This is a genomic window from Nonomuraea dietziae (genome assembly GCF_014195505.1).
GTDB lineage: Bacteria > Actinomycetota > Actinomycetes > Streptosporangiales > Streptosporangiaceae > Nonomuraea > Nonomuraea roseola.
The window spans coordinates 2,295,205-2,321,992 of sequence record NZ_JACIBV010000001.1 but is presented as its reverse complement, the minus strand read 5'-3'; the positions used below and the strand labels follow the sequence as shown (position 1 = coordinate 2,321,992).

Below are 26,788 nucleotides of genomic sequence, written 5' to 3'. Positions count from 1 at the left end.
GGAGAGCATTGACCCGGCTTCCTGGCGCTCAGGTCGTCATCCAGACCTTCCTGCGCCGCACCAACCTCCTCATGGCGGGCAGACGCGTGGCGATCGTGGGCGACGTGCCAGGGCTCGCCTCGCGTCTGCGCGCGATGGGCGCCCACCCCGGCGCCGCGCCCGCCGACGCCGACCTCGTGATCGGGGACGGCGTGGACCTCGGCACGCTCAAACCCGGCGCGATCCTGGCCACCACCCGGCCGGTCGAGGGGGAGCGGATGCGCGAGGGAGTGGTGGCCAGCGGTCACGTGTTCGTGGTGGACCTGACGTGCTGACCGACATCCGCCACCCCGACCGCTGGCGGGAGGGGCTGGAGAAGATCGCCTGGGCGCGCCGGTTCATGCCGGTCCTGGGCGCCCTGCGCTCGGAGCTCTCGCTCGAGGGCGCCAGGGTGGGGCTGGTGCTGGTCCTCGAGCCGAAGACGGCCAACCTCGCGCTCGCGCTCAGGGACGCAGGGGCCGAGGTGACCGTCACCTGCCCGGGCAGGGAGACCATGGACGACGTGGCCGCCGCGCTCGTCCACGAGGGCGTCGCGGTGCTGGCCCGCTCCGACTCCGGCAGGGACCAGGACGACGAGCTGGCCAGGCGCATGCTCGACGCCGGCCTCGACGTCCTGGTCGACGACGGCTCGCGCGTCATCAGGCTCGCCCACGCCGAGGACCGCCTGGGCGGGTTGCGCGGCGCGGCCGAGGAGACCACGAGCGGGCTGCGCCCGCTGCGCGAGATGACGCTGCGGGTGCCCGTCATGGCCGTCAACGACGCCCGCTCCAAGTACCTCTTCGACAACGTCCACGGCACGGGGCAGTCGTGCGTCATGGCCGCCCTCGACCTGTCAGGCCTGGACCTGGAGGGCGCCACCGTCGCCGTGGCCGGCTACGGCCATGTCGGCCAGGGCGTCTCCCGCTACGCCGCCGCGCTCGGCGCCAGGGTGATCGTCAGCGAGACCGACCCGCTGGCCGCCCTGCGCGCCCACCACGACGGACACGAGGTCAGGCGGCTGGCCGACGCCTGCCCCGAGGCCGACCTGGTCTTCTCCGCGACCGGTGTACGGCACACGATCACCCGCGAGCACCTGCGGGCGCTCAGACCCGGCGCCTTCGTGGCCGTCGCAGGAGGGGTGCTGGACGAGGTCGAGCCGGGGGTGGAGGGCGCGTACCGGCTGCTGGCCGACGGCGAGTGCGTCAACTGCGCCGCCGCCGAGGGGAACCCGATCGAGATCATGGACCTGTCCCTGTCGCTGCAGGCGCTCGCGGTCGGGCACCTGCTCACCCACGACCTCCCGCCGGGGCTGCACCTGCTGCCCGACCACCTCGACGAACGGGTGGCCAGGCTCAAGCTCGACGCGCTCGGACTGGAGCTCGACCAGTGATCATCGACATCCGCGACGCGTCCGTCCGCTACCGCAGCACCGGGCAGCAGGTGCTGAGCGGGGTCTCCCTCGCCGTCGCGGCAGGAGACTTCGCGCTCGTGAGCGGCCCCTCGGGGTGCGGCAAGAGCACGCTGCTCAGGATGGTCAACGGCCTGGTCCCCCACTCCTACAGGTCCGAGGTCCAGGGCACGGTGAACGTCGGCGGCAGGCCGGTCGCCGAGCAGACGATCAGGCAGCTCTCCACCGTCGTCGGCACCCTGCTCCAGGACCCGCACAAGCAGATCGTCGGCGCCACCGTCTTCAGCGAGCTCGCCTTCGGCCCCGAGAACCTCGCCCTGCCCAGGGCCGACATCCTCGCCCGCATCGAGGAGGTCGCCGCCAGGGTCGGCATCACCCACCTGCTCCAGCGCGCCACGCACGAGCTGAGCGGCGGCGAGCTGCAGATGGTCGCCTTCGCGGGCGTCCTGGTCATGCGCCCGCGGGTGGTGGTGGTCGACGAGCCGCTGGCCAATCTCGACCCCGCCGCCAGCCGCCGCCTGCTGGGCGAGCTGCGCCGCTTCGTGGACGACGGCGGCGCGGCGGTCGTCGTCGAGCACAGGGTCGAGGAGCTGCTGGAGTTCGGCCCCACCCAGGTGCTCTACCTGGAGGAGGGGCGAGCCCGCTACACCGGTGACGTGCCGGGCTTCCTGCGCGAGGCGCCCGTCGCGCACGTCAAGCTGCCCTTCGAGGCGCTGGTGGCCAGGGCGGGCGAGCTGCCCGAGGCGCCGTCCGTACCGAGGGCGCAGGCCGTCTCCGAGGCGACCCGCCTGGAGTACAGAGGGGTCAGCCTGGGCTACGGCGAGCGGCCCGTCCTGCGCGAGGTCGATCTCGCGCTCGGCGCGACCGAACGGGTCGCCGTGCTGGGCCGCAACGGCGCGGGCAAGTCCACGCTGCTGCGGGCGGCGGTGCGGCTGATCGAGCCGTCGAAGGGCGAGGTGCTCGTGGACGGCGCCCCCATCGGTGACCGCTCGGTGCTGAGCCTGGCCACGACCTTCGGCTACGTCTTCCAGAACCCCAGCCAGGCGCTGTTCTCCGCCACGGTGAAGGAGGAGCTGGCCTTCGGCCCCCGCAACCTCGGCTGGACGGCCGAGCAGATCGCCGAGGTGTCGAGCGAGGCCCTGGCCACGATGCTGCTGCACCACGAGCCCGACATCATGAACCGCTCGCCGCACACGCTCTCGCACGGCCAGCAGCGCCGCCTCACCGTGGCGCTCGCCCTGGCCATGCGCCCCGAGACGCTCATCCTCGACGAGCCGACCGCGGGACAGGACCTCCACACGACCACGACGTTCATGGAGCGGGTGCTCGGCGGGTTGCGCAGCGTCTACTTCATCACCCACGACGTCGACCTGGCGATCACCTCCGCCGACCGCATCGTGATCGTCGACGGGGGACGGATCGTCGCGGACGCCTCCCCCTCCGAGCTGGCCCATCGCGAGCAGCTGTGGGCCGACTCCGGCCTGCGCGCCACCAGCCTGGTGCGTGCCGTCCGCGACCGTCTTCAGGGAGCGGGAACCGTCCCGCACCCCTTCGAGTTGGCGCGATTAACCCATCCATGAGGAAGGACTCACCCCCCATGAAGTCCGAGACAGTCCGGCCCCCGCTCTGGGAGATCAACTCCAGGGTGGTGGTGTTCGCCGCCGTCGGCGCCGCCCTCTACGCGGTGCTCGGCCTCATCAGCTTCACCATCCCCGGTACCCAGAACGTCGACATCCGCCCCGCCTTCGCCCTCGTCCCGTTCTTCGGCATGAGGTTCGGGCCCATCGCCGGGTTCTTCACCGGCCTGGTCGGCAACATCGTCATCGATCAGATCAAGGGCTACGGCGCCCTCACCTACTGGAACTGGAGCCTGGCCAACGCCCTCACGGGACTGATCGCCGGCCTCCTGTTCGCCCTCGTCGTCTCCCGCATCAACAAGGAGGCCGTGCGCCTGGTCGCGGTGGGCGTGCTGACCTGGGTGGCGATGCTGATCGCCTTCGCCACCACGATCACCGACATGTGGCTGCAGGACCTGACCCTGGGGGCATGGGCAGGGGTGGCCTTCGGCCCGCTGCTGCTCAGCAACACCCTCGTCGCGCTCATCCTCACGCCCGCGCTGGACGCGGTCTGGGAGCCGATCTCCAAGCGCATCGGCAGGTAGCCGATGGACGTCACGCCACGTTACCTGGGAGGGGACTCCTTCCTCGGTCGCCGTGATCCGCGCGTGCTCCTGCTGGTCCCGGTGTTCTACCTCGTGGCCGTGGCGCGGCTCAGCGACCTGCGGGTGATCCTGCTCTGCGGCCTGGTGGCCCTGGCCTACTACCTGTCGGCGGGAATTCCGTGGCGGGCGGTCAGGGCCAACTGGGCGTTCGTGCTCACGCTGATGACGATCACCGTGGTGGTCAACAGCGTCTTCACCGACGCCCTGCAGATCGAGGCGGCCGCCGAGGCGCCGACGCTGTTCTCGATGCCCGTCACCGGCAACGCGGTCAGCACCGCGACGCTGTCGTACTCGGCGACGCTGCTCGTGCGGTTCGTGTCGCTGGCGATGATGGGCTTTCCCGTCGCCTTCTGCATCGCGCCGGGCGACCTGGGTGTCACCTTCGCCAGGCTCAGGGTGTCGCAGCGGCTGGCGTTCGGGGTGGATCTCACCTTCCGCTTCCTGCCGTCCACCGCCGCGCGCATGCAGGAGATCGTCGACGCCCAGCGCGTACGCGGCTACAACCACCCCCGCACCAGCAACCCCGTCAGGCGATTGAAGTCGCTCAAGCCCATCGTCATCCCGCTCACCGTCAACTCCCTGATCGACGCCGAGGACACCTCCAACGCCATGGACCTGCGCGGGTTCGGCGCCAAGCACCGCACCTGGATGCGCGAGCTGGCCTTCGACCGCACCGACTACCTTGTGCTGTCCGGCTTCGCCGCTCTCGCGGCGGCCCTGCTCGCCTTCAAGATCTTCGGGAGCGACGTCGTATGGGTCCCGTGAGCTTCAGCGCCCCGCTGGTCCTGCCCATCTCGGGGCCGCCCGTGCGCGACGGCAGGATCGTCGTGCGCGAGGGCAGGATCGAGGAGGTCGGCACGGGACGAGGCGAGGTCCACTACGAGGGCATCCTCGTCGCGGGGCTGGTCAACGCGCACACCCACCTGCAGTACACGGCCATGGCCGAGATCGGCAGCCGGGTCTACGCCTCCTTCGAGGACTGGGCGCGCGCCTTCGACCTGGCCTACTTCGGCGGCCAGGACGGCAGCTGGAACTCCGCCCACCGCGAGGGTGTGTGGGACTGGGCAGCGGGCGCCATGGACGGCGCCTGGCAGTGCCTGCGCACCGGCACCACCGCCGCCGCCGACATCGTCACCGACCCCGAGGCGCTCGTCGACACCCCGCTCGGCGGCCTGCGCTACCTGGAGGCGATCGGCGACAGCGACGCCAGCTGGCGCGACGGCGGACGCGGCCGCTTCCTCGACCTGCTGGCCAAGGCCGACGGCATCTCCCCGCACGCCCCCTACTCCCTCGACACCGGCGTGCTGGCCGACCTGGCCCGCCTGGCGGCCGAGCGGGGCATGCGCACCCACATCCACCTCTCGGAGTCGGTCCACGAGCGCGAGTTCACGGTGCACGGCTCGGGGCCGCTGGAGCAGTACGTCACCAAGCTCGGCCTCGACTTCGCCATCCTGCGCGAGCACGGCTCGGGCCTGCCGCCCACCGCCTACATCGACTCGACGGGCCTGCTCGGGCCCGGCTGCCACATCGCGCACGGCGTCGACCTCACCGCCGAGGACCGCGCGCTGCTGCGCGAGCGGCGCACCGCCGTCGCGCTCTGTCCCCGCTCCAACCACGTGCTCGGACTGCCGGGGCCCGACGTCGCGGCGCTGCTGCGCGAGGGCAACCCCATCGCCGTCGGCACCGACTCGCTGTCGTCCTCGCCCTCACTCGACCTGCTCGCCGACGTCGCCGCGCTCAGAGAGCTGGCTGTACGGCAGGGCTACCACGAGCCCGACCTCGACCAGCGCCTCATCGAGGCGGCGACGCTCGGGGGAGCGCGCGCCATGGGCCTGGAGCACGAGATCGGCAGCCTCACCCCAGGACACCGCGCCGACTTCGCGGTGTTCGACCTCGACCCCTTCTCCGAGAACCCCTACAGATCGCTGGCCGAGCGCGGCGCGGGCCGCTGCGCGGCGACCGTGGTGGGCGGTTCACCCCTGACCGAAATGACCTAGGACACATGGCCTCCCAGAGTCTCCGTTTCAAGCTGTACTCGCTGCTCAGCCTGCCGATCGTGGCGCTCATCGGGCTGTGGACGTTCGTGGCGGGACACACGCTCGGCGACTTCTTCGAGCTGTCCACCGCCACGGCGGTCTTCGAGGAGATCGGCTCGCCCGCCACGGGCCTGGTCGGCGCGCTCCAGCAGGAACGCAGGGACTCCGCCCTGTTCCTCAGCTCCGATCGGCCCGACGCGGTGCGGTTGGCCGACTCGCGCCGCCGTACGGACCAGGCGGTCGCGCTGTTCAGGACCATGGCCACCGGCGAGCGGGCCTCGACCGTGACCACGGAGGAAATTCGCGTGGCCGTCGAGGCGGTGCTCGACGGCGCGCAGGGCCTGGCCAGGCTCAGGGAGAAGGTGGACGAGCGGCTGACGAACAGGCTGGAGGCCGTCCAGGCCTACGGCGGCGTGACCGACACGGTCTACCGGCTCTTCGACCAGCTCATCACCGTGCCGCAGGTGCGGCTGTTCCAGCAGGCGGTCGGCCTGCGGCGCATCGCCCACGCCCAGGACCTGCTCTCCCGCGAGGACGCGCTGGTCTCTGGCGCGGTGATGTCCGGCAAGCTCACGCACGACGAGTACGAGGCCATGGAGGTGCTCTCTCCCAACCGGCAGCTCCTGCTGGCCGAGGGCGTCGCCACGCTCGACGCCGAACTGCGCGCCCCCTTCGAGCGGATGGTCGACTCGCCCGACCACAAGCAGCTCATCGGCCTCGAGCACGAGATCATCGAGGAGGCCGAACTGCCCGCCGACCGCGCCGCGTGGCAGTCCGTCACCGCCAGGCTCGATCCCGCCCTCGACCAGTTGCTGGCCTCACGCATCGGCCTGCTCACCGAGAGGGCCGACGACTCGGCGGGCGGCATCATCGCCACGATCGTCATCGTCGGCGGGCTCGGGCTCGCGGCCATCCTGGCCGCCGTCATCTGGTCGGTACGGCTGGGCCGCGGCCTGGTCGAGGAGCTGGACGGCCTGCGCGGCGCCGCCACCGACCTGGCCGAGGTGCGCCTGCCCCAGCTCGTCAGGCGGCTCAGCCTCGGCCAGCCTGTCGAGGCGGGAACCCCGCGCATCGCCGCCACCGCCGCCACCCAGGAGGTACGCGACCTGGCCAACGCCTTCGACAGCGTGCAGCGCACCGCCGTTCAGGCCGCCGTCGGCCAGGCCGAGCTGCGCCAGGGGCTCAACAGGGTCTTCCGCAACCTCGCCAGGCGCAACCAGTCGCTCGTCCACCGTCAGCTCGGCCAGCTCGACGCGATGCAGCGCAAGACCACCGAGCCCGACCAGCTCAGCGACCTGTTCAGGCTCGACCACCTCACCACCCGCATGCGGCGGCAGGCCGAGGGACTGGTCATCCTGTCCGGCGCGCCCGCCGGCCGGCACTGGCGCCGCCCCGTCGCCATGATCGACGTCGTGCGCGGCGCGGTCGCCGAGGTCGAGGACTACCTGCGCGTCAACGTGCAGCCCATGCCGCACTCCACGCTCACCGGCGGCGCCGCGGCCGACGTCATCCACCTGCTGGCCGAGCTGGTCGAGAACGCGACCGTCTTCTCCCCGCCCAACACCCACGTCAACGTGAGCGGCGAGCTGGTCGCTCGCGGCTTCGCCGTCGAGATCGAGGACCGCGGCCTGGGCCTGGCCGACGCCGAGCGCGACGAGCACAACCGCCGCCTGGCCGAGCCGCCCGAGTTCGACCTGGCCGACAGCGACAGGCTCGGCCTGTTCGTCGTCGGGCGGCTGGCCGTCCGGCACGGCATCAAGGTCACCCTGCAACGCTCGCCCTACGGGGGCACGACCGCGGTGGTGCTCATCCCCATGTCGCTGATGACCGACCCGACGAGTGACCTTGCTCACAGCCGCACCGATTAACACGGCGTTCACATATGGGCAAAGACCTCGAAACGGCGCAATGCGAATCTCGGCGTGGCTGAGAAACACCCCGAAAGGACCGCCGTGAGCATCAAGGCTGAGTACATCTGGATCGACGGCACCGAGCCCACGGCTCTGCTCCGCTCGAAGACCAAGATCCTGGCCGACGGCGCCACGCCGCCGGTGTGGGGCTTCGACGGCTCGAGCACGAACCAGGCCGAGGGTCACTCCTCCGACCGCGTGCTCCGCCCTGTCTTCACCTGTCCCGACCCCATTCGCGGTGGCGAGCACATTCTCGTCCTGTGCGAGGTGGAGGAGATCGACGGCCAGGCGCACACCAGCAACACGCGTGCGCTGCTGCGTCCCATCGCCGAGCGCTACGCCGACCAGGAGTCGTGGTTCGGCATCGAGCAGGAGTACACCTTCTTCAAGGGCTCGCGTCCGCTCGGCTTCCCCGAGGGCGGCTTCCCCGCCCCGCAGGGCCCGTACTACTGCGGTGTCGGCGCCGACGCCATCTTCGGCCGCGAGATCGTCGAGCTGCACCTCGACCGCTGCCTCGCCGCCGGTCTGGCCATCTCCGGCATCAACGCCGAGGTCATGCCGGGCCAGTGGGAGTTCCAGGTAGGCCCCGCCGGCCCCCTCGAGGTCTCCGACCACCTGTGGATCGCGCGCTGGCTGCTCTACCGCACCGCCGAGGAGTTCGGCGTGGAGGCCACCCTCGACGCCAAGCCCGCCCGCGGCGACTGGAACGGCGCAGGCGCGCACACCAACTTCTCCACCAAGGCCATGCGCGAGGGCTACGACGCCATCATCACCGCCTGCGAGGCGCTGGGCGAGGGCGACAAGCCGATGGAGCACGTCACCCAGTACGGCTCGGGCATCGAGTCGCGCCTGACCGGCGCCCACGAGACCGCCCCGTGGAACAAGTACAGCTACGGCGTCTCCCACCGCGGCGCTTCGGTGCGCATCCCGTGGCAGGTCGAGGTGGACAAGAAGGGCTACATCGAGGACCGCCGCCCGAACGCCAACGTCGACCCCTACGTGGTGACCCGCCTCCTGGTCGACACCTGCTGCGCCGCCCTGGAGAAGGCCGGCCAGGTCTGACCGCAGGCTCACCCGCGTTCGGCGGGTTGAGACAGACATCGACGAAGCCCGTCGCTGCGTCGCAGCGACGGGCTTCGTCGTGTCCTGCCACCATCACCTGTCGAGCTCCTGTAGATCCACCACGATTAGGTCCCAAGGCAGCAGCGGCCTGACCTCCGCATCCCAGGGCTTGCGATCGGCCGTCAGGACGGGCCAGCCAAGCCGGCGCGCCACCGCTGCTGTGTGCGCCACGGATAGCTCCGAGGGCCGCTCGCTCGGTGCGTCCGCCAACCGCTCGACCAGCAAGGTGAGGCGCGCGGCGTCATCGATGCTGGAGAGAGCGTCGAGCTCGACGTGATCGAGCAGCAGCGCCCCGGCGAGACGGTCTCGCTGCTCCTTGTGCAGATGCGCCGCTGCGACTGACAGCGCAAGGATCGGGACGCTCATCCGGACGCTTCGCCCGTCGAGTGTGGCGATCAGATCGATCAGACCGAAGTCTCCCCGGCCCATCTCGGCCAGCAGCGAGGTGTCGAGCACGTATCCCAGATCGATCACTGCGCGCTCATCCGCCGCAGCAGTTCGATGGCGTTGTCCGCACGCTTCTGAGACAACTCGTGGATCTCCGGGTGCTCCATGCGGCCCTTCTCAAGGGCATCAGCGAACGCCGCCTGAGCCTGCATCCTTCGGGTCTCGTGTTCCTCGATGAGCTGGGCGAGCGCATCGGCGAGAGGGCGGCGGCCGGCGATCGCGGCGAGTTGGTCGCGCAGGTCTTCCGGTACCCGGATGGACGTCGATCTGGGAGTCTCAGCCATACGGCCAGTATGCGATGCATGCATGATATATGCAACCATGACCTCCCTTTCAGGTCAGGCGGGCGCGGTAGACCCTGCGGGCCTCGTCGAAGACCGACAGGTAGTCCTCGAGCTGACGCCGGTGCTCCAGCCTGGCCGTCGTACGCACCAGCTCCTCCAGCAGGTCGATCCACCGCAGGCAGAACGTCACGTCGTCCTCCCTCGCCACCCTGCGGTGGTCGACGTCCAGGTACACCGGGCTGGTGTGGGCGTAGACGTGGGTGAACAGCGAGCGCGGATGGGCCCCTCCGTCGGCCACCGCCACCACGTACGTCGGCCACTGCACGGTCAGCTCGGCGCTCACCTCCGAGCCCGAGGAGGAGGCCAGCTCGCCGTCGGCCGTCAGCAGCGTCAGGCGCTCGACCTCGGGCCCCACCACCTTGGCCGTCACCCGCACGCGCTCGCCCTGCGTCAGGTCGAGCGTCTCACCCGGGCCTCTGCCCTCCACCGACAGCTCCAGGAACGGCCCCGTGGTGGCGAACGTGCGGCCCCGCCGTACGGCGTCGGCGTAGGCGGCCGCGGTCAGCGGCCCCTCCACGCGGGCGTAGGTGCGCTCCCAGCCGATGGGGCTGGCCACCATCTCCATCCGCTGCCTGGTGAAGGTGAGCATCGAGTCGGTGCCCGCCACCGCCGCCAGCCTGTTGCCCGCGCCGATCAGCCGCCGGTAGGCCTGCGCCGAGCCCGTCGCGCTGGAGAAGTGCAGCAGCTCGAAGCCGTCGACGAGGCCGAGCGCCGCGTCGACGACGACCATCCTGGCCGTGCACCCCGGCGTGCCGACCAACTGCTCGGGTGTCTCGGTCGGGCCGCGGAAGGCGTGGGCGTAGCCGACCAATGCGCCCAGCTCCCTCAGCTCCTTCAGCGCCTGCGTCGTCGGCGGCCAGTCGGGCGTGCCCGCGAACCCCGTGGAGTAGAGCGAAGGAGGGCCGTCGGGCGCGAAGGCGTGCAGGTGGCCGAACAGGTCGTTGCGGTGCTCGACGCCCATCCTGGCCACGTGGGTCGCGTCGGACCACGGCAGGTCCTGGCCCGCCCAGTGCTCCAGCGCCTCCTTGTCGAGCACCCGCTCGCCCGAGACGTTGGCCGCCAGCAGGCTCAGCACGTGGAGGTCCTCGCCGTGCTGGGAGTCGGCCGCCCACTTCGGCGGCGCGACCAGGTCGCCGACGTAGTTGAGGTGGACGTGCAGGTCGCCGCCGTACCAGCCTCTGGCCGCCGCGTCGTAGATGCGCTTGGGCGCCAGCTCCACCAGCGTCTCGATGTGCTCGGGCGGGGTGAGCGAGGTCTCGGCGCAGCCGTACTCCATGCCCCTGGTGACGCGCACGGTCAGCGGTTCGGCGGGCACCGGCAGGATCAGGTCGTCGCCGTGGAAGTACGGCACGCCGTTGTAGTCGCGCTTGGGCGGCACGCCCGGCGGATACCAGCCCTGGCCGTCGGCGCTCCACACGCTCCACCGGCACGGGAAGCCCGCGCGCAGCCGGAGGGCGGCCCTCGGGGCGGTGCGGGTCAGGCCGGACAGGTCGATGACGCGCCCGTCGACGCGCACCTCGGCGGAGGTGTCGAGCTCCACCAGACGGGCGCCCTTCACGCCGACCTCGTGCTCCTGCCCGCCCACCGTCACGTAGGCGGCGTGGTCGCAGACGCTGTCGATCAACAGTGTGAGCGGCAGCGGCGCGCCGCCCAGCACCGCTCTGGTCCGGCCGCGCAGGTCATGGCCGTCGGGGGTGAGGCGCAGCACCGCCAGCCCCTCGGGCGGGATGGGGCCGAGCGCGCCGCGCAGCACCTCGTCGTAGTCGAGCTCGCACTCCAGCCGCTGCAGCTCGGCCGGCACCGCGCCGGGAGCCTGCTCCCTGGCCAGGCGCCTGGCCTCCCGCCAGAACGGGCCGACCTCCACGAACCGTGACTGGCTCATGACCCTGACGTAGGCGATGGGGGGTTCGCCCCAGGTCATCCCGTGATCGGCGAGAAGTTGTCGGTACTCCTCCAGCATCCGGGCGACGGGCTCTGGAAGCATCGGATCGTCACGCATCGGTCTCTCCCCGTAATCGCAGGCGCCGTCATCGTGACACATACCGGCGTTGGCCTGCGGAGGGGCGGATATGGTTTTCCCCCACCCGGGGTGAGCCAGCTTCGACCCGGATCAACGTCAGAGGCGGAACTCCAGGTCCGGGACGATGTCGGCCACGTCCATCTGGGCCTTCTGCAGCCTGCCCGAGTGGTCCCAGTTCATCGCCTGCCAGCGGGTGAACTGGTCGAGCACCCACATGCCCGACTGGCGGCTGCCGTTGCCCGACTTGCCGTTGCCCCCGAAGGGCAGGTGCGCCTCGGCGCCGCTGGTGGAGTTGTTGACGCTGACCATGCCCGCCGAGACGCCCTCGCGGAAGCGGAAGGCGTGGCGGGGGTCGGTGGTGTAGATCGACGACGACAGGCCGTAGCCGGGCAGGTTCGCCAGCTCGATCGCCTCGTCGAGCGTCCTGAAGGTGGTCACGCCGACGATCGGGCCGAAGGTCTCCTCCAGGAACAGCCGGTCCTCGGGGGTGACGCCGTCGACGACCGTCGGGTGGTAGTAGATGCCGCCCTCGCCGGTGAAGTCGCCGTGCGGCTCACTCCTCGTGATTTTTCCGACCTTTCCGAGGACGGTGTGGTGGTCGGCGATCCAGCCGATGAACTCCTCGAACCGGTCGGCGAACTTCTGGTCCAGCAGCGGCCCCATCAGCACCTCACCGGCCGGGTCGCCCACGACGGCCTCCTCGACGGCCGAGGCGAAGCGCTCGACGAAGGCGTCATGGATCGACTCGTGCACGATCACCGTGCCGAGGCTGGTGCAGCGCTGGCCCGCCGTGCCGAACCCGGCGAACAGCGCGCCCTCCACGGCCAGGTCGAGGTCGGCGTCGGGCATGACGACCATCGGGTTCTTGCCACCGAGCTCCAGGCACGGCGACTGCAGGTGCCGTCCGCACAGCTCGCCGATCTTCCTGCCCACCTCGGAGGAGCCGGTGAAGCCGACCTTCTGCACCGTGCCCTCCTCCAGGGCCGTCTCGAGCCCCTCGAAGGTCTGCACGCCGTCGGCGAAGACCACGTTGAGCACGCCCTCGGGCAGCCCCGAGGCGGCGAACAGGCGGTACATCGCGTGCGCCGAGGCGGCGGCGTACTCGGCGGGCTTCCACACCACCGCGTTGCCGCACAGCAGGGCGGGCACGAGGTACCAGCTCGGCACCGCCACGGGGAAGTTGCCCGCCGTGATCACCGCGGCGACCCCCACAGGGTTGCGGAAGGTGAACAGGTTCTTGTCGGGCATCTCCGAGGGCACCGTCTGGCCGTAGAGCCTGCGGCCCTCGCCGAGGAAGAAGTCGCAGGTGTCGACGATCTCGCGGACCTCTCCCAGCGCCTCGACGTACGGCTTGCCGATCTCCTCGGTGACCAGCGCGGCCAGCGACTCGGCGTTGGCCTCGACCAGGCGGCCGATCGAGGCGATCACCCTGCCGCGCACCGGCGCGGGCGTGCGCGCCCACTCCCGCTGCGCCTCCTTGGCGGTACGGCAGGCGGCGGCGAAGGTGCCCGCGTCGGCCAGCCCCACGCGCGCCACGACCTCGGAGGTTCTCGCGGGGTTGGTGGAGTCGTAGGTCGTGAAGGAGGCGGCATCCTTGCCGCCGACGACGGAGACGATCTGACGGGTCACCGGTGACCTCCTCGTGGATTTTCCTGGAGCCAGCCAATCATTCCGCACGTCTTGCGGGGAAGCTCCCTCAGCAGACCGGACCTCGCGCGGCGGCCGTCGCCCTCAGCATGGAGCGGACGAGGTCGGTGTCCAGCCGGTCGGGACGGCGCAGGCGCAGGCAGCTCTTGCCCATGTCATGCCCCACCAGACGGTCGGCGTGCGCGTCGCGGACGTCGGTGCGCATGAGATAGATGGAGATGTACTGCTTCTGGCTGGCGAAGGCCACCTCCCCGACGCCGTCGCGGGTGTAGGTGGGCATGCCGTACATGATGGTCTCGGTGAAGCCGGTCAGCTCCTCCAGGCACATCCGCCTGATCAGCATCATGGCCTCGGCGCGCTCGGGCGGCACCGCTGCGAGGTAGTCGTCGACGGTCATGGTCTCAGGCCGTGAAGTCGGCGAACTCGAAGCCGGGGGAGACCACGCAGCTGACCAGCACCGCCTCCTCACCCGCAGGGCGGGCGGCCTGCCAGACCCCTGCGGGCACCCTGGCCTGCGGCACCTGACCCTCCTCTACGAGGGGGCCGAGCGTGAGGCGCTCGTCGCCGATGGTGAGGATGAGGGGGCCGCCCCTGTGCCAGAGCCAGACCTCGTCGGACTTGACCATGTGGGGGACGGACTCCTCGCCGGGCTGGAGGAGGAAGTAGATGCCGGTGGCGGTGGCTCGGGGGCCGTCGTAGCCGTCGGGCTCGAAGGTGAGCGCGCTCTTCCACGTCTGCCTGAACCAGCCGCCCTCGGGATGGGGGAGCAGGTCGAGGGCCTCGGCGATGGGCGGGCGCTCGACGAAGGCGACGGCCCTGCCGGTGACGTCGCGGCGCAGGAAGCGGTTGCCGTCGAGGACGAGCTGACCCGGCAGGTCGCTGGCCAGCGCCTCCGCCTCGTCGGCGACGTCGACGCTGGGACCGTCGGGGTGGACCTTCAGCTTCATCCCGCCGATTCTAGGCGCGGGCGGGCTCCGTCAGGGCCGGTCGGCTCATCGCGTCATTTCCAGGTGGCCGCCTTCACGATCTGGTCCAGCCCCGCGACGCCCGAGCTGTCCACGATGAGGATCCGCTCCTTGGGCAGGTACCACTCCCGCTGGACGAAGGTCCTGGTCTTCTTGTCGGTCTTCATGCTGTAGCACTCCCCCCGCCAGGCGCGGTACTGCGCCGTGTGGCCGGCCCCGACCTTGCGGGTGCCCGAGGCGACGGGCCTGCGGTCGGGGAAGCGCTCGCCGTATTCCGTGCCGGTGGTGAGGCGGCAGGTCGACACGCCGGTTCCCGGGGCGAAGGGGTGGCTGGTCTTGTACGTCTCCAGGAAGTCCTCGGGGCCGGGCTTGAGCACCTTGGGGCCGATCAGCTGGACGTGCGCGCAGGTGGGGCCGCAGCCCGCGGGCTCCACGCTGACCCAGTCCCCGCCGTGACCGGCGGCCTTCACGACCTTCCAGCCCGAGGGGAACGTCAGGGTCATGGATCGGAAGTGGACCTTCTTCCCGGAGGCGGCCGTGACGGCGGCGGTGTCAGCGGTCGCGGTGCCGGTGAGCGCGGACGCGGGCGCCGCGGTGATCGTCATGGCGAGCAGGGCGGTCGCGGTGAGCGTCAGGGGCCTGAGAGAAGATGTGATCATGCCGGGTTAGATGGCTGTTCGTCGGGAGAAGTTCTCGCCTGGCAGCATTCCGGCGGTTTATGGCGCGTTTGCGCGCTGTCGCGGCCGGCTCAGGCTTTCCTGGGGATGTGTCGCCTGGCCTTGAATTGTCGGTGCGGGCCGTTAGTGTGCCGCGAGTGATCGAACGGTGGTCTCCCTCGGCACCGCACACCGTCTCCCGTGTGGCCGGTCCTCCCGGCGCGGCCCTCTCCTCCGCCGGGGTCGCGGCCTTCGGCGCCGGCTCGAAGGGTGTCGGCGGTGGCGCGCGGGGCGGCGCGGGCAGGCGGGCGCGGGTGGAGGCGGGGCTGGCGGAGCTGGAGAGGTGGCTGGCCGACCAGGTGCGCAAGGGTCTCGCCGCGGCGAGCGAGAGCGAGTGGCAGCATCTGGCCAGGCGGCTCGTCGACGCCCAGGCGCCCGGAGTGGCGGCCATGGTGGGCGGGCTGGCCGAAGCGCGCTCGGCCGCCGACTGGCCAGAGCGGCTGCTCGCCCAGATCGCGATGCTCCACCTGCTCGCGGCGGGCCACCGCGGGCTCGACGAGCTGCCCGACGAGCTCGCCCAGACGGTGCGCACCAGGGTGGGCTACCTCGTCACGCGAGAGAAGGTGCTGGCAGGGCCCGCGGTCCGCGATCTCTGGCACGTCCTCGGGCGGCGGGATGAGACCCACGACCGGCTGGTGGCGCGCAGGGTGTGGCTGCTGGGGCGGAGCACGGGGCGGGCCGCCCTCGTGCTGTCCTTCGCGCCCGTCGGCCTGCCGCTCGACGACTCGCTGGTCACCGGGGAACTCCTCGACGCCTCGCTCGCCTTCTACCCGGGAGCCTCTCCCCTGCGAGCTTTGGTCGCCACCCGCCACGACGAGCCCTCCTCCGTGACGGGGATCGAGCGGATCGAGCGGCTCCAGGGGCCCGAGCAGGGCCGGCGCGTCAGCGCGCCGGTGCCGCCCGGCGGATCGGTGAGCGTGGCCCTCGACACGGTGGCGAAGGCCCTCGCGGGAGACCCGTGGACCGACTCGTGGCCCCTGGTCCTGGCGGGGGCGCTCCCCACCGCGGGCACGCTCGCGGGCCTCCCCCTCCACCCCGGGCTCGCCACCCCCTGGCGGCTGATCGCGCTGTCCGGAGGGCGTCCGCTGACGGTGGCCGCCGAATGGACACCGCGCGGCCTGGTGCCGCTCACCGCGTGGGACGAGCAAGGCCTGGCGGTGATCCTGTGAGCGGCAGATGGGAGGAGCTGGTGTCGGCGGCGCTGGTCGGCACGGACCGCAGGCCGTACGACGGAGACCTGCTGGGCGACGCGGCGGTCGAGGTGGTGCGCCTGCGGGCGGGGCAGAGCGCGCCCGAGCAGGAGCCGCGGGCGCTCACGCCCGCCCCCGAGGAGGAGCGCGAGGTGGTCGGGGCCGCGGCGGCCGCGAGGCTGGCGCGCATCCTCGGCGGCGAGCACCCTCGCGTGCTGCCCGAATGGCTGGCCGCGGCGGCCGCCGCCGGGCGGAGGGTGCCGCCGCAGGCGCTGCCCGAGCTGCTCGACAAGGGGGCCAGAGACCGTTCGATCAGGGCGCACCTCGGCGTGCTGGCGGGGCGGCGGGGCAGGTGGCTGGCCGGGCTCAACCCCTCATGGGCCTACCTGCTGGAGGAGCCGACCGGCGAGATCTGGGAGCTGGGCAGCCAGGGAGATCGCAGGGCCTACCTCGGCGAGCTGAGGGGCAGGGATCCCGAGGCGGCCAGGGTGCTGCTGGAGGAGGCGTGGGAGAAGGAGACGCCCGACGACAGGGCGCGCTTCCTCCCGCTGCTGGACGAAGGGCTGTCGATGGCCGACGAGCCGTTCCTCGAGAGCGCGCTCGACGACCGCCGCAGGGAGGTGCGCCAGGTGGCGGCCGACCTGCTGACGAGGCTGCCCGACTCCCGCCTGGCCGCCAGGATGGCCGACAGGGCCGCGCGCTGCCTCAGGGTCGAGGGCACGACGCTCGTGGTCGAGCCGCCCGCCGCCTGCGACAGGGCCATGGAGCGCGACGGCATCAGGGCCAGGCCGCCGAGAGGCACGGGGGAGCGCGCCTGGTGGCTGCAGCAGGTGGTCTCGCGGGCGCCGCTACGCGAGTGGAGCACCGCGCTGCTCAGCTCGAAGATCCCCGAGTGGGCTCGTGAGGTGCGCTCGGGGTGGGTGCGGGCCGCGGTGCTGCAGCGCGATCCCGAGTGGGCCAGAGCGCTGTTCGCGTGGGACCCGCTCGCCGACCTGCTGGCCGTCCTCCCGCCGGTCGACCAGGACGAGGTGGCCGCCGACTTCGTGCGCAGGCACGGCGTCGACGGACAGATGATCATGGTTTTGGGCGGGGCCGCGACCCCGTGGCGGCAGGGGCTCGCCCAGGCCGTGCTGAGCAAGATCAGGCAGGTGGCGGTGACCCAGCCGTGGAACCTGAGTGAGCTGTCGGCGATGGCGGGTGAGCGGATCGACCCCGCCCTGCACTTCCTCGCCGAGGGCGTCGGAGAGGTCCCCGGCCTGCTGCGCTTTCGCGCCAACATGATGAAGGAGCTGCGTTGACCACCGTGCTGCGGCCGCACGCCGAAGACGACCACGCCGAGGAACTGGCCCTGCTCGCCAAGGAGGACGACAGGGTCAGGCCACCGGGCTGGAAGCTGTCGCCGTGGGCGGTCACGACCTACCTGCTGGGCGACGGCGACCGGATCAGCCCGAAGTACGTCGGCGCCAGGCGCATCGTCGAGGTCGCCGTCGCCACGCTGGCCACCGACCGCGCGCTGCTGCTGCTCGGCGTGCCGGGCACCGCCAAGACCTGGCTGTCGGAGCACCTGGCCGCCGCCATCAGCGGCGACTCCACCCTTCTGGTGCAGGGCACGGCGGGCACCGCCGAGGAGGCGATCCGCTACGGCTGGAACTACGCCAGGCTCCTGGCCGAAGGGCCCTCGCGGGCGGCGCTGACGCCCTCGCCCGTCATGCGGGCCATGGCCGAGGGCAGGATCGCGCGGGTGGAGGAGCTGACCCGCATGCCCTCCGACGTGCAGGACGCGCTGATCACCGCGCTGTCGGAGAAGACGCTGCCGATCCCCGAGCTCAACGAGGAGGTGCAGGCGCGGCGCGGCTTCAACATCATCGCCACCGCCAACGACCGTGACAGGGGCGTCAACGAGCTGTCCAGCGCGCTGCGGCGGCGCTTCAACACCGTCGTGCTCCCCGTGCCGGCCACCGCCGAGGAGGAGGTCGACATCGTCACTCGGCGCGTCGCCCAGCTCGGCAGGTCGCTCGAGCTGCCGGAGACGACGACAGGGATGGCCGAGATCCGCAGGGTCGTCACCGTCTTCAGGGAGCTGCGCGACGGCGTCACCGAGGACGGGCGCACCAAGGTCAAGTCGCCGAGCGGCACCCTGTCCACCGCCGAGGCCATCTCCGTGCTGACCAACGGCCTGGCCCTGGCCGCCCACTTCGGCGACGGGGTGCTCAGGGCGGCCGACGTGGCGGCGGGCATCGTCGGCGCGGTCGTGCAGGAGCCGGTCTCCGACCAGGTGGTGTGGCGCGAGTACCTCGAGACCGTCGTGCGCGAGCGCGAAGACTGGCGCGACTTCTACCGCGCCTGCAGGGAGGTCTCCTGATGCCGCGAGGCGGCTGCTCGGAGGTGTCGTGAGCGTCACCGTCCTCGGGGTCAGGCACCACGGGCCGGGCTCGGCGCGGGCCGTCCGCGCCGAGCTCGCGCGCCTGCGCCCCGACGCGATCCTCATCGAGGGCCCGCCCGAGGCCGACCCGCTGATCGCGCTCGCGCCCGAGATGGAGCCGCCGGTCGCGCTGCTCGCCCACGTGCCCGGCACGACGCGCTCGGCCTTCTGGCCGTTCGCGCTCTTCTCGCCCGAATGGCAGGCCATCCTGTACGGCACGGCCGAAGGCGTCCCCGTGCGCTTCGTCGACCTGCCCGCGGTGCACACGCTGGCCACGGACGGCGGCGGCACCGCGCACGCCGACCCCCTCGGCGAGCTGGCGGCGGCCGCCGGATACGACGACCCCGAGCGCTGGTGGGAGGACGTCGTCGAGCACAGGGGCGACACCCCCTTCCAGACGATCGCCGAGGCCATGGCGGCCGTGCGGGAGGGCCACCAGCCGGGCCCGCACGAGGCGCGCCGCGAGGCCCACATGCGCCGCTGTCTGAGGGCGGCGCTGAAGGAGGGCTTCGAGCGCGTCGCGATGGTGTGCGGGGCCTGGCACGTCCCCGCGCTCACCGGCGCGCTGCCGTCCGCGACCGCCGACAACGCGCTGCTGCGCGGGCTGCCCAAGGTCAAGGCCGAGCTGACCTGGGTGCCGTGGACGTACGGCAGGCTCGCCTCCCACAGCGGCTACGGCGCGGGTGTCACCTCGCCCGGCTGGTACCACCACCTGTTCACCGCGCCCGACCGGCCCGTCGAACGCTGGCTCACCTCCGCGGCGGCGGCCCTCAGGCAGGAGGGCACGGCCGTCTCCCCCGCCCACGTCATCGAGGCCGTACGGCTGGCGGAGACCCTCGCGGCGCTGCGCGGGCGGCCCCTCGCCGGGCTGGGCGAGGTCACCGAGGCGGTGCGCGCGGTGCTGTGCGACGGCGACGAGCTCCTCGTGCGGCTGGTCCAGCGGCGGTTGGTGGTGGGCGACAGGCTCGGCTCGGTCAGCCCGCGCACCCCGATGGTGCCGCTGCAACGCGACCTGCGCGAGCAGCAGCGCAGGGCGAAGCTCGGGATGGAGGCGCTGGAGCGGGAGCTCGACCTCGACCTGCGCAAGCCGCTCGACCTGACGCGCAGCCGGCTGCTGCACCGGCTGCGGCTGCTCGGGGTCGAGTGGGGCAGGCCGGGCGAGGCGCGGGGGAGGGGGACGTTCAGGGAGGTGTGGCATCTGGCGTGGCGTCCCGAGTACGACCTCGTGCTGATCGAGTCGGCCGCCCTCGGCACCACCGTGGAGTCCGCCGCCACCCAGCGCGCCCGCGCCCTGGCCCGCGGCGCCTCCGCCCCTTCCGGCCCCGGTGGCGCGGCTGCCCACGGGTCTCCAGGATCGGCAGCCCGAGGGCGTCCCCGGCCGGGGGGCGCGGCTCGCCCCAGCGCGCACGGGGTTCCCGGCGCGACCCCCGGCGGCGCGACCCCCGGCGGCGCGACCCCCGGCGGCGCGGCCTTCGGCGGCACGGCGCCGGAGCCGGCGGTGTCGCTGGCGGAGCTGGCCGGGCTGGTGGAGCGGTGCCTGCTGGCCGATCTGGGCGGGGCGCTGCCGCAGGTGCTGGCGGCGCTGTCGGACAGAGCGGCCCTCGACACCGACGTCACCCACCTCATGGCGGCCCTTCCCTCGATGGTGCGTGCCCAGCGCTACGGGGACGTGCGGGGAACCCCGGCCGACGGGCTCGAGGCGATCGCGGAGTCGATGCTCGACCGCATCCGCGCCGGGCTGCCGGCGGCGGTCACGGGGATCTCCGACGAGGCCGCGGCGGGACTGGTCGGACAGCTCGAGGCCGTCCACGCCGCCGTCGCCCTCCTGACCCCACCCCCCGGCAACCCCGCGTCCTCAGGCCCTGGGGGGCAGTCGCCGGCTGATGGTGGGGACAGGCAGCCGGGATCGCCCCCTCAGCCGGGCGCGCCCGACGCGGAGGCCCCTACGGGGCGTGGGCGGGTGGCGGCGCGCGAGCGGTGGCTCGCCACGCTGCGGGCCGTGTGCGACCGCCCACGCCTGCACGCCCTCATCGAAGGCCGCCTGGTCCGCCTCCTGCTCGACGCCGGCGAGCTCACCCCCTCGGGCGCGGGCGAGCGCATGGCGAGGTCGATGTCCAGGGGCAATCCCCCCGCCAGGGCCGCCGCATGGGTGGAGGGGTTCATGGCGGGCAAGGGCCTGCTGCTCGTGCACGACTCCCGCCTGCTCACCCTGGTCGACGACTGGCTGACCGGACTGACACCCGAGGAGTTCACCGGCGTGCTCCCGCTGCTGCGCCGTACCTTCAGCAGGTTCGAGGCTCCGGAGAGGCGCGCGATCGGCCAGCGGGTGCGGGCCTCCGGCGGCGAGGAGGAGGGCAGACGGCGGCAGGTGGACGAGGGCAGGGCAGCGCCCGCCGTCCGAACGGTGGAGATGATCTTGGGGGTCGCTCGTGGATGAACGGCTGCGCAGGTGGCGGATGGTGCTGGGCGGCGGCGAGGCCGACGGCACCGGGTTCGTCCCACAGGGGAGCGACGTGCGGATGGACGAGGCGCTCGACGCCGTCTACGACCTGCGGCCCGAAAGGGCGGGAGGGCTCGGGGCGTCGGCGCCGAGGGTGGCGCGCTGGCTCGGCGACATCAGGTCGTACTTCCCCTCGACGGTGGTCCAGGTCATGCAGCAGGACGCGATCGAGCGGCTCGACCTCACGAGCCTGCTGCTCGAACCCGAGATGCTGGAGGCGGTCGAGCCGGACGTGCACCTGGTCGGCACGCTGCTCGCGCTCAACAACGTCATGCCTGACAGGGCGCGCGAGTCGGCGAGGGCGGTGGTGCGCAAGGTCGTCTCCGAGCTCGAACGCGAGATGGCGCAGCGGGTCAGGTCGGCCGTCGACGGCGCGCTGAACAGGTCGGCCAGGACCAACAGGCCGAGGCGCGCGGCCGACATCGACTGGGACCGCACGATCAGGGTCAACCTCAGGCACTACCTGCCCGACAGGCGCACGGTCGTGCCGTCGAGGCTGGTCGGTTACGCGCGCAGACGGCGCGGCGTGCAGCGCGAGGTCGTGCTGTGCGTCGACCAGAGCGGCTCGATGGCCTCCTCGGTCGTCCATGCCGGGGTGTTCGGGGCGGTGCTGGCCTCGATGGGGTCGTTGAAGACGTCGCTGGTGGTGTTCGACACCGCCGTGGCCGACCTCACCGAGCATCTGCACGATCCTGTGGAGGTGCTGTTCGGCACCCAGCTCGGCGGCGGCACCGACATCAACAGGGCGGTCGCCTACGCCGAGGGGCTGATCTCCCGGCCGGCCGATTCGATCTTCGTGCTGGTCAGCGATCTGTTCGAGGGTGGTGCGCGGCAGGAGATGCTGCGCAGGATCGCGGCGATGACCAGGGCGGGCGTGCAGGTGATCGTGCTGCTCGCGCTCTCCGATGACGGCGCGCCCTTCTACGACCACGACAACGCGGCCGCGCTGGCGGCCATGGGGGTGCCCGCGTTCGCGTGCACGCCCGACGCCTTCCCCGCCCTGATGGCCGCCGCCATCGAAAGGCGCGACCTGGCCGGGTGGGCGGAGCGCGCCCCGTCCTGACCGCCGACGGCCGAGGCCCCGGCCCGCAGGGCCCGGGGCGCCTGCCGTACGGGGGTCAGTGGGAGGGCTCCTCCCTCGCGTGGCGGGGCAGGAGGAAGGACAGGGCGCAGGTGAGGAGCAGCAGCCCGATCTCCACCGCCACCATCGCCTGCATGGCCTCGCCGAAGCTCCACCGGCTCGTGAGCAGGTGGAAGAAGAGGGTGCCGAGCAGGGCCGCGCCGAGCGCGCCGCCCAGCTGCTGGATGGCGGTGAGCGTGCCGGAGGCCGAGCCCGACTCGTGCGGTTCGACGCCCGCCAGGACGATGTCGAAGAACGGCGCCATGGTCAGGCCCATCCCGATGCCGACCAGGGCGAGCCCCGGAGCCAGCTGCCAGGCGTCGATGTCGAGCCCCGCCAGGTGGATGGTCAGGCCGAGCACGCCCGCGCCCGCCGCCATGACGAGGGTGCCGAGCTGCAGAAGGGTACGGCCGAGCTTGGCGACCAGCGCCATGGCGATGCCGAATCCGACCACGCCGCCGACCGCCTGGGGAAGGCTGGCCAGTCCTGCCTTGAGGGGGCTGAAGTGCAGGCCCTCCTGGACGTAGAGCGTGAAGACCAGCGACAGCCCGATCATGCCGGTGAAGAAGGACAGCCCCGCGACGAGACCGCCGGTGAAGGCCCGCTCGCGGAACAGGCCGGGAGTGACGAGCGGGTCCTTGCCGGAACGCTGGCGGCGCGCCTCGTAGGCGCCGAACAGCGCGAACATCACGACGGAGCCCGCCATACAGGCGAAGGTCCAGGCCGGCCAGCCTGCCTCCTGGCCCTGGATGAGCGGGAAGATCAGCAGGAACGCGGCGGCGGAGACCAGGACCATGCCGCCGAGGTCGAGCCTGGTGGCGTTCGAGAGGCGGAACTCCGGCAGGAACCTCAGCGCGGCGAGCACGGCGGCGACGCCGATCGGCAGGTTGATCAGGAAGATCATGCGCCAGCCGGTGCCGAACAGGTCGGCGTCGACCAGCCAGCCCGCCAGCACGGGGCCGCCGACAGAGGAGATGGTCATGACGGGCCCGAACAGGCCGAACGCCTTGCCGATCTCCTCAGGAGGGAACATCTCCCTGATCAGGCCGAGGCCCTGGGGGATCATGACGGCGCCGAACAGGCCCTGCAGCACCCGTGAGCCGATCAGCATCTCGGGGCTCATGGACACGCCGCACAGCAGCGAGGCGACGGTGAAGCCGAGCGCGCCGATCACGAACATGCGCTTGCGGCCGTAGAGGTCGCCGAGGCGGCCTCCGGTGATGAGGCCGACCGCCATCGCGAGCGTGTAGCCGGAGACGAGCCACTGGATCAGGCCGGCCGAGCCGCCGATCTCCTTCTGGATGGTGGGGGCGGCGATCTGGGTGATCATCGCGTCGATCAGGTCCATCACCTCGGCCGCGAGGATGACGAAGAGGGCGGGCCAGCGCCACCGGTAGGCGGTGGCACGCTCCAGCGTGGCGGTCATGGGGGATCTCCTCGGGGGAACGTTGTTCTTAGGGCGAACACTGTTCGTTCGCAGACACCGTTCTATTAACGAACGCCGTTCGTGTCAAGTACATTGTTCGTATGGATCCAGTGCCCGCGCCTCCGTGGCGAAAGACCCGTCGTGCCAGGCCGGTGAAGCCGCAGCTCACCCAGGAGCTCATCGTGCAGACCGGTCTGCGGATCGTGGATCACGAGGGCCTCGACGCGCTGAGCATGCGCAGGGTCGCCCAGGAGCTCGACACGGGCCCCGCCTCCCTCTACGCGCACGTCGCCAACAAGGACGAGCTGCTGGAGCTGATCTACGAGCGGGTTCTCGAGGAGATCGAGCTGCCCGCGCCCGAGCCCGGACGCTGGGCCGAGCAGCTGCGCGAGGCGGTGTTCGCGCAGCACGCGGTGTTCAGCCGTCACGCCGACGTCGCCAGGGTCTCGCTGGCCAACATCCCGACGGGCCCGAACGCCCTGCGCCTGGCCGAGGGGATGATGGCCATCATGGTCGAGGGAGGGGTGCCGCCGAGGGCCGCCGCCATCGCCATCGACCGCATCGGCCAGCTGGTCGCGGCCGACGCGCACGAGGGCTCGCTCTACCGCGGCATGCAGCGCGCCAGCGGCATGGAGTCGGAGGAGTTCGTCGCCGAGCACTTCAGGCAGATCGAGGAGTACATGCGCAGCCTGCCCGCCGACCGCTTTCCCTACCTGGCGCGCTACGCCGACGAGATGGTGAAGCCGAGCGGGGATGAGAGGTTCGCCTTCGGTCTCGACCTGATGATCGCGGGGCTGGCGGCGCAGGTGCCGTCCGCCGAATGACCTAGGACCGCCGCCCGATGTGCTGACCTGGGGTTCGGCCATACGTTTCGCTGCATGACCGCGACTGTTGAGACCGCACCCCCTGTCAGTGTGATGTCCGCCAAGTACCGCTCGCTGAGCTCGGGCCTGGTCGCCCTCGTCATGCTGGTGGCGTTCGAGGCGATGGCGGTGGCCACGGCCATGCCGGTCGTCGCCAGAGAGCTCGACGGCATGCACCTGTACAACCTGGCCTTCAGCGCCACCCTGGCCGCCAGCGTGATCGCCACCGTGCTGGGCGGCAGATGGAGCGACGTCAAGGGGCCCCTGCCGCCCATCGCGGTCGGAGTGGTCACCTTCGTCGCGGGACTGCTGCTCGCCGGTTTCGCCCCCACGATGGAGGTCTTCGTCGGCGGCCGCTTCGTTCAGGGTCTCGGCGCGGGCCTGATCCAGGTCTCCCTGTACGTCCTGGTCGCCAGGGCCTACCCGCAGGCGATGCATCCGAAGGTCTTCGCGCTGTTCTCGGCGGCCTGGGTGGTGCCTTCCATGGTGGGTCCCGCGATCGCCGGCCTGGTCGTGGAGAACATCGACTGGCGCTGGGTCTTCCTCGGCGTGGCCCTGATCGTCGTCCCCTCCGCCCTGCTGCTCTGGCGCGGTACGGCCGGCCAGCGCCTCGACACCGGCAGCGCCCAGCCCGCTCCCGGCCTGGGCGGCAAGCTGGTGTGGGCCACCCTGACCGCCGTGGCCGCCGCCCTGATCCAGTACGGCAGCGCGCTGGCCCTGGCCGGGATCCCGCTGTTGGTCGCCGGCGTCGTGCTGCTGGCCGTGGCGCTGCCCAAGCTGCTGATGCCCGGCTCCCTGAGGGCCGCCCGCGGCCTGCCGTCCGCTCCTGTGCTGCGTGGCCTGGCCTTCGGCTCGCTGACCGCCTCGCAGGTGCTGATCCCGCTCATGCTGATCAGCGAGCGCGGCCTGTCGCCGACCGGGGCGGGCATCGTGCTGACCGTCGGCGCGCTCGGCTGGTCCACCGGCTCGTGGTTCAAGGGCAGGGGCACGATCGGCAGCCTGACCGCCATGCGCGGCGGCGCCTTCCTCATCGCCCTCGGCACCGCGCTCATCGCGCTCGTGCTGATCGACGCGGTGCCCATCGCTCTGGCCTACATCGCCATGGCGATCTCCGGCTTCGGCATCGGCGCCCTGCACCCCACGGTCTCCGTGCTGGTGCTGGAGATGTCCAGGCAGGGCGAGGAGGGGCAGAACAGCGCCGCCGTCGGGGTGGGCGAGTCCGTCTTCACCGTCGGCGCCGTCGCCGGCACCGGAGCGCTTTTCACCGCCTCGGGCGAAATGTATCTCGTTGGGTTCGGATTCACTTTTGTCCTGGCCATCCTGGCCGCGCTGATCGCGCCCCGTTTTGCGCACTCCACTCCTACGGGCACCATGGAAGGAGTCCGTTCTTAGGGGGGAACATGCCGCGAGTGCGGGAGCTCGAGGTCTTCCGGCTGGTCCTGCCGTACGGCAGGCGGCCGGAGACCCTGCTCGTCCGGCTCACCGACCACGGCGGAATGAGCGGATGGGGCGAGCTCGTCTCGCCCGAACCGAAGCTGTGGAGCGCGCTGGAGGAAGGGCTGGCCGCCCAGCTGATCGGCGTCGACTGGGAGCACCCCGACCAGGTGCCTGGTGGGGGCAGCGCGGTCGACATGGCCCTCTGGGACCTGTGGACCAGGATGCGCGGCGTCCCCCTCTCCCACGCGCTGGGCGGCGCAGGCACCTCGCTGATGGCCACCGTCAGGCTGGGGCTCGACCCCTCGACCGAGAGCATGGTCGCCAGGGTCAACCAGCAGGTCTGCGGGGGCTACGCGCACGTCACGCTGGACGTGCGGCCCGGCTGGGACGTCGAGCCCGTGCGCGCTGTACGGCAGGCCTACCCGGCGCTGAGTCTCGCCGTCGACTGCGGCGGCGCCTACACCTCGCCCGAGCAACTGGTGGCCCTCGACGAGTACGGCCTCGAGGTGATCGAGCGCCCGTTCGGCATCGACGACGCCTACGCCCACGCCGACCTCCAGGACAGGGTGCGCGCCTCGGTCGCCGTGGAGCCCCGCTCGACCGCCGAGCTCGACGACTACCTCACCCTGCGCGCGGCGAAGGTGCTGCTCCTGAGGCCCGCGGCGCTGCCGTCCCTGAGCGACGCCAGGCGCGCGCACGACAGAGCGGTGGCCGCGGGCTGGGACATCCAGTGCGCGGGCGGGCAGGGCGCGGGGCTGTCCAGGGCGGCGGCGGTCGCGGTGGCCAGCCTGCCGGGCTGCACGCTGCCGTGCGACGTGACGCAGCCGCCCCGCAACGCGCAGATCGTGACCCCCGCCGTGGGCGCCTCGGGCGGGGTGGTGGCCGTTCCGCTCACCCAGCCGGGCCTCGGCCACACGATCGACGAGGAGCGCGTGCGCAGGATGGCGAAGGACACCTTCCGCGCCTGACCCGCCGG

25 protein-coding genes are annotated in these 26,788 nt (G+C 72.0%); 17 read left to right on the top strand and 8 right to left on the bottom strand.

Going from position 1 to position 26,788, the window contains the following annotated elements; all coding sequences use genetic code 11:
* Positions 1-8 precede the first annotated feature (8 nt).
* The 8 genes from FHR33_RS11165 to glnII all read left to right on the top strand — a co-directional run bounded on the left by FHR33_RS11165 (position 9) and on the right by glnII (position 8,655).
* Complete coding sequence (locus FHR33_RS11165) at positions 9-314, top strand: hypothetical protein (protein ID WP_183645880.1); 306 nt, start codon at positions 9-11, stop codon at positions 312-314.
* Positions 308-1,408: an adenosylhomocysteinase gene (locus FHR33_RS11160; RefSeq protein WP_183645879.1), complete on the top strand. Its 1,101-nt coding sequence runs from the start codon at positions 308-310 to the stop codon at positions 1,406-1,408. The genes FHR33_RS11165 and FHR33_RS11160 overlap by 7 nt, the downstream gene beginning before the upstream one ends.
* Positions 1,405-3,006: an ABC transporter ATP-binding protein gene (locus tag FHR33_RS11155; RefSeq protein WP_183645878.1), complete on the top strand. Its 1,602-nt coding sequence runs from the start codon at positions 1,405-1,407 to the stop codon at positions 3,004-3,006. The genes FHR33_RS11160 and FHR33_RS11155 overlap by 4 nt, the downstream gene beginning before the upstream one ends.
* 17 nt (positions 3,007-3,023) lie before the next feature.
* Positions 3,024-3,587 (top strand): ECF transporter S component, encoded by a 564-nt coding sequence (locus FHR33_RS11150; protein ID WP_183645877.1) that lies wholly within the window; start codon positions 3,024-3,026, stop codon positions 3,585-3,587.
* 3 nt (positions 3,588-3,590) lie between these two features.
* A complete protein-coding gene (locus tag FHR33_RS11145; RefSeq protein WP_281388154.1) occupies positions 3,591-4,412 on the top strand; it encodes an energy-coupling factor transporter transmembrane component T family protein in 822 nt (273 codons plus the stop codon).
* Positions 4,409-5,644 carry an amidohydrolase family protein gene (locus FHR33_RS11140; protein WP_221241053.1) on the top strand — a complete coding sequence of 412 codons (1,236 nt, stop codon included), beginning with the start codon at positions 4,409-4,411 and terminating at the stop codon, positions 5,642-5,644. Before FHR33_RS11145 ends, FHR33_RS11140 begins: the two co-directional genes overlap by 4 nt.
* A 5-nt stretch (positions 5,645-5,649) precedes the next feature.
* Positions 5,650-7,551 (top strand): sensor histidine kinase, encoded by a 1,902-nt coding sequence (locus FHR33_RS11135; RefSeq protein ID WP_183645874.1) that lies wholly within the window; start codon positions 5,650-5,652, stop codon positions 7,549-7,551.
* An 84-nt stretch (positions 7,552-7,635) separates the two neighbouring features.
* On the top strand, positions 7,636-8,655 hold the full coding sequence (gene glnII, locus FHR33_RS11130; protein WP_183645873.1) for a glutamine synthetase: 1,020 nt from the start codon (positions 7,636-7,638) through the stop codon (positions 8,653-8,655).
* 93 nt (positions 8,656-8,748) lie between these two features.
* On the opposite strand, the gene FHR33_RS11125 is transcribed toward glnII, so the two are convergent.
* The 7 genes from FHR33_RS11125 to FHR33_RS11095 form a co-directional block, all read right to left on the bottom strand.
* Positions 8,749-9,189: a hypothetical protein gene (locus tag FHR33_RS11125; protein WP_183645872.1), complete on the bottom strand. Its 441-nt coding sequence runs from the start codon at positions 9,187-9,189 to the stop codon at positions 8,749-8,751.
* Positions 9,186-9,446: a magnesium transporter CorA family protein gene (locus FHR33_RS11120; RefSeq protein WP_183645871.1), complete on the bottom strand. Its 261-nt coding sequence runs from the start codon at positions 9,444-9,446 to the stop codon at positions 9,186-9,188. The genes FHR33_RS11125 and FHR33_RS11120 overlap by 4 nt, the downstream gene beginning before the upstream one ends.
* A gap of 49 nt (positions 9,447-9,495) precedes the next feature.
* On the bottom strand, positions 9,496-11,505 hold the full coding sequence (locus FHR33_RS11115) for a CehA/McbA family metallohydrolase (RefSeq protein WP_183645870.1): 2,010 nt from the start codon (positions 11,503-11,505) through the stop codon (positions 9,496-9,498).
* 117 nt (positions 11,506-11,622) lie between these two features.
* On the bottom strand, positions 11,623-13,155 hold the full coding sequence (locus tag FHR33_RS11110) for an aldehyde dehydrogenase family protein (RefSeq protein ID WP_183645869.1): 1,533 nt from the start codon (positions 13,153-13,155) through the stop codon (positions 11,623-11,625).
* 67 nt (positions 13,156-13,222) lie between these two features.
* The gene (locus tag FHR33_RS11105; RefSeq protein ID WP_183645868.1) at positions 13,223-13,570 is read right to left on the bottom strand and encodes an iron chaperone; all 348 of its coding nucleotides are present in this window, start codon (positions 13,568-13,570) and stop codon (positions 13,223-13,225) included.
* A gap of 4 nt (positions 13,571-13,574) precedes the next feature.
* On the bottom strand, positions 13,575-14,120 hold the full coding sequence (locus FHR33_RS11100; protein WP_183645867.1) for a cupin domain-containing protein: 546 nt from the start codon (positions 14,118-14,120) through the stop codon (positions 13,575-13,577).
* 53 nt (positions 14,121-14,173) lie between these two features.
* Positions 14,174-14,641 carry a hypothetical protein gene (locus tag FHR33_RS11095; protein WP_183645866.1) on the bottom strand — a complete coding sequence of 156 codons (468 nt, stop codon included), beginning with the start codon at positions 14,639-14,641 and terminating at the stop codon, positions 14,174-14,176.
* Here FHR33_RS11095 and FHR33_RS11090 point away from each other — a divergent pair.
* From FHR33_RS11090 to FHR33_RS11065, 6 genes are all read left to right on the top strand, one after another.
* A complete protein-coding gene (locus tag FHR33_RS11090) occupies positions 14,640-14,807 on the top strand; it encodes a hypothetical protein (protein WP_183645865.1) in 168 nt (55 codons plus the stop codon). The genes FHR33_RS11095 and FHR33_RS11090 overlap by 2 nt on opposite strands.
* Before the next feature lie 145 nt (positions 14,808-14,952).
* Entirely contained in the window at positions 14,953-16,023 is a 1,071-nt protein-coding gene (locus FHR33_RS11085; RefSeq protein ID WP_183645864.1) for an SWIM zinc finger family protein, read from the top strand.
* Entirely contained in the window at positions 16,020-17,342 is a 1,323-nt protein-coding gene (locus tag FHR33_RS11080) for a DUF5691 domain-containing protein (protein ID WP_312895465.1), read from the top strand. The genes FHR33_RS11085 and FHR33_RS11080 overlap by 4 nt, the downstream gene beginning before the upstream one ends.
* Positions 17,339-18,406: an ATP-binding protein gene (locus tag FHR33_RS11075; RefSeq protein WP_183645863.1), complete on the top strand. Its 1,068-nt coding sequence runs from the start codon at positions 17,339-17,341 to the stop codon at positions 18,404-18,406. Before FHR33_RS11080 ends, FHR33_RS11075 begins: the two co-directional genes overlap by 4 nt.
* A 28-nt stretch (positions 18,407-18,434) precedes the next feature.
* Positions 18,435-20,903 (top strand): DUF5682 family protein, encoded by a 2,469-nt coding sequence (locus FHR33_RS11070; protein WP_183645862.1) that lies wholly within the window; start codon positions 18,435-18,437, stop codon positions 20,901-20,903.
* Positions 20,904-20,922: 19 nt separating this feature from the next.
* Positions 20,923-22,029: a VWA domain-containing protein gene (locus tag FHR33_RS11065; protein WP_183659998.1), complete on the top strand. Its 1,107-nt coding sequence runs from the start codon at positions 20,923-20,925 to the stop codon at positions 22,027-22,029.
* Positions 22,030-22,084: 55 nt separating this feature from the next.
* Here FHR33_RS11065 and FHR33_RS11060 read toward each other — a convergent pair whose 3' ends face one another.
* Positions 22,085-23,512, bottom strand: a complete 1,428-nt coding sequence (locus tag FHR33_RS11060) for a DHA2 family efflux MFS transporter permease subunit (protein ID WP_183645861.1) — start codon at positions 23,510-23,512, stop codon at positions 22,085-22,087.
* Positions 23,513-23,613: 101 nt separating this feature from the next.
* Here FHR33_RS11060 and FHR33_RS11055 point away from each other — a divergent pair, with 101 nt between their 5' ends.
* The 3 genes from FHR33_RS11055 to FHR33_RS11045 are packed head-to-tail and all read left to right on the top strand — an operon-like array spanning position 23,614 to position 26,780.
* Positions 23,614-24,336 carry a TetR/AcrR family transcriptional regulator C-terminal domain-containing protein gene (locus FHR33_RS11055; RefSeq protein ID WP_183645860.1) on the top strand — a complete coding sequence of 241 codons (723 nt, stop codon included), beginning with the start codon at positions 23,614-23,616 and terminating at the stop codon, positions 24,334-24,336.
* 54 nt (positions 24,337-24,390) lie between these two features.
* Positions 24,391-25,767 (top strand): MFS transporter, encoded by a 1,377-nt coding sequence (locus FHR33_RS11050; protein WP_221241051.1) that lies wholly within the window; start codon positions 24,391-24,393, stop codon positions 25,765-25,767.
* A gap of 8 nt (positions 25,768-25,775) precedes the next feature.
* On the top strand, positions 25,776-26,780 hold the full coding sequence (locus FHR33_RS11045) for an enolase C-terminal domain-like protein (protein ID WP_183645859.1): 1,005 nt from the start codon (positions 25,776-25,778) through the stop codon (positions 26,778-26,780).
* Positions 26,781-26,788 lie beyond the last annotated feature (8 nt).

Bases quoted from the DNA above. Each gene is read 5' to 3' on its own strand.
- FHR33_RS11145 (WP_281388154.1), top strand. From the start codon at position 3,591: ATGGACGTCACGCCACGTTACCTGGGAGGGGACTCCTTCCTCGGTCGC.
- FHR33_RS11095 (WP_183645866.1), bottom strand. From the start codon at position 14,641: ATGACCCTGACGTTCCCCTCGGGCTGGAAGGTCGTGAAGGCCGCCGGT.
- FHR33_RS11115 (WP_183645870.1), bottom strand. From the start codon at position 11,505: ATGCGTGACGATCCGATGCTTCCAGAGCCCGTCGCCCGGATGCTGGAG.
- FHR33_RS11100 (WP_183645867.1), bottom strand. From the start codon at position 14,120: ATGAAGCTGAAGGTCCACCCCGACGGTCCCAGCGTCGACGTCGCCGAC.
- FHR33_RS11135 (WP_183645874.1), top strand. From the start codon at position 5,650: ATGGCCTCCCAGAGTCTCCGTTTCAAGCTGTACTCGCTGCTCAGCCTG.
- FHR33_RS11090 (WP_183645865.1), top strand. From the start codon at position 14,640: ATGGATCGGAAGTGGACCTTCTTCCCGGAGGCGGCCGTGACGGCGGCG.
- FHR33_RS11120 (WP_183645871.1), bottom strand. From the start codon at position 9,446: ATGGCTGAGACTCCCAGATCGACGTCCATCCGGGTACCGGAAGACCTG.
- FHR33_RS11150 (WP_183645877.1), top strand. From the start codon at position 3,024: ATGAAGTCCGAGACAGTCCGGCCCCCGCTCTGGGAGATCAACTCCAGG.
- FHR33_RS11060 (WP_183645861.1), bottom strand. From the start codon at position 23,512: ATGACCGCCACGCTGGAGCGTGCCACCGCCTACCGGTGGCGCTGGCCC.
- FHR33_RS11055 (WP_183645860.1), top strand. From the start codon at position 23,614: ATGGATCCAGTGCCCGCGCCTCCGTGGCGAAAGACCCGTCGTGCCAGG.
- FHR33_RS11065 (WP_183659998.1), top strand. From the start codon at position 20,923: ATGGTGCTGGGCGGCGGCGAGGCCGACGGCACCGGGTTCGTCCCACAG.
- FHR33_RS11050 (WP_221241051.1), top strand. From the start codon at position 24,391: ATGACCGCGACTGTTGAGACCGCACCCCCTGTCAGTGTGATGTCCGCC.
- FHR33_RS11045 (WP_183645859.1), top strand. From the start codon at position 25,776: ATGCCGCGAGTGCGGGAGCTCGAGGTCTTCCGGCTGGTCCTGCCGTAC.
- FHR33_RS11105 (WP_183645868.1), bottom strand. From the start codon at position 13,570: ATGACCGTCGACGACTACCTCGCAGCGGTGCCGCCCGAGCGCGCCGAG.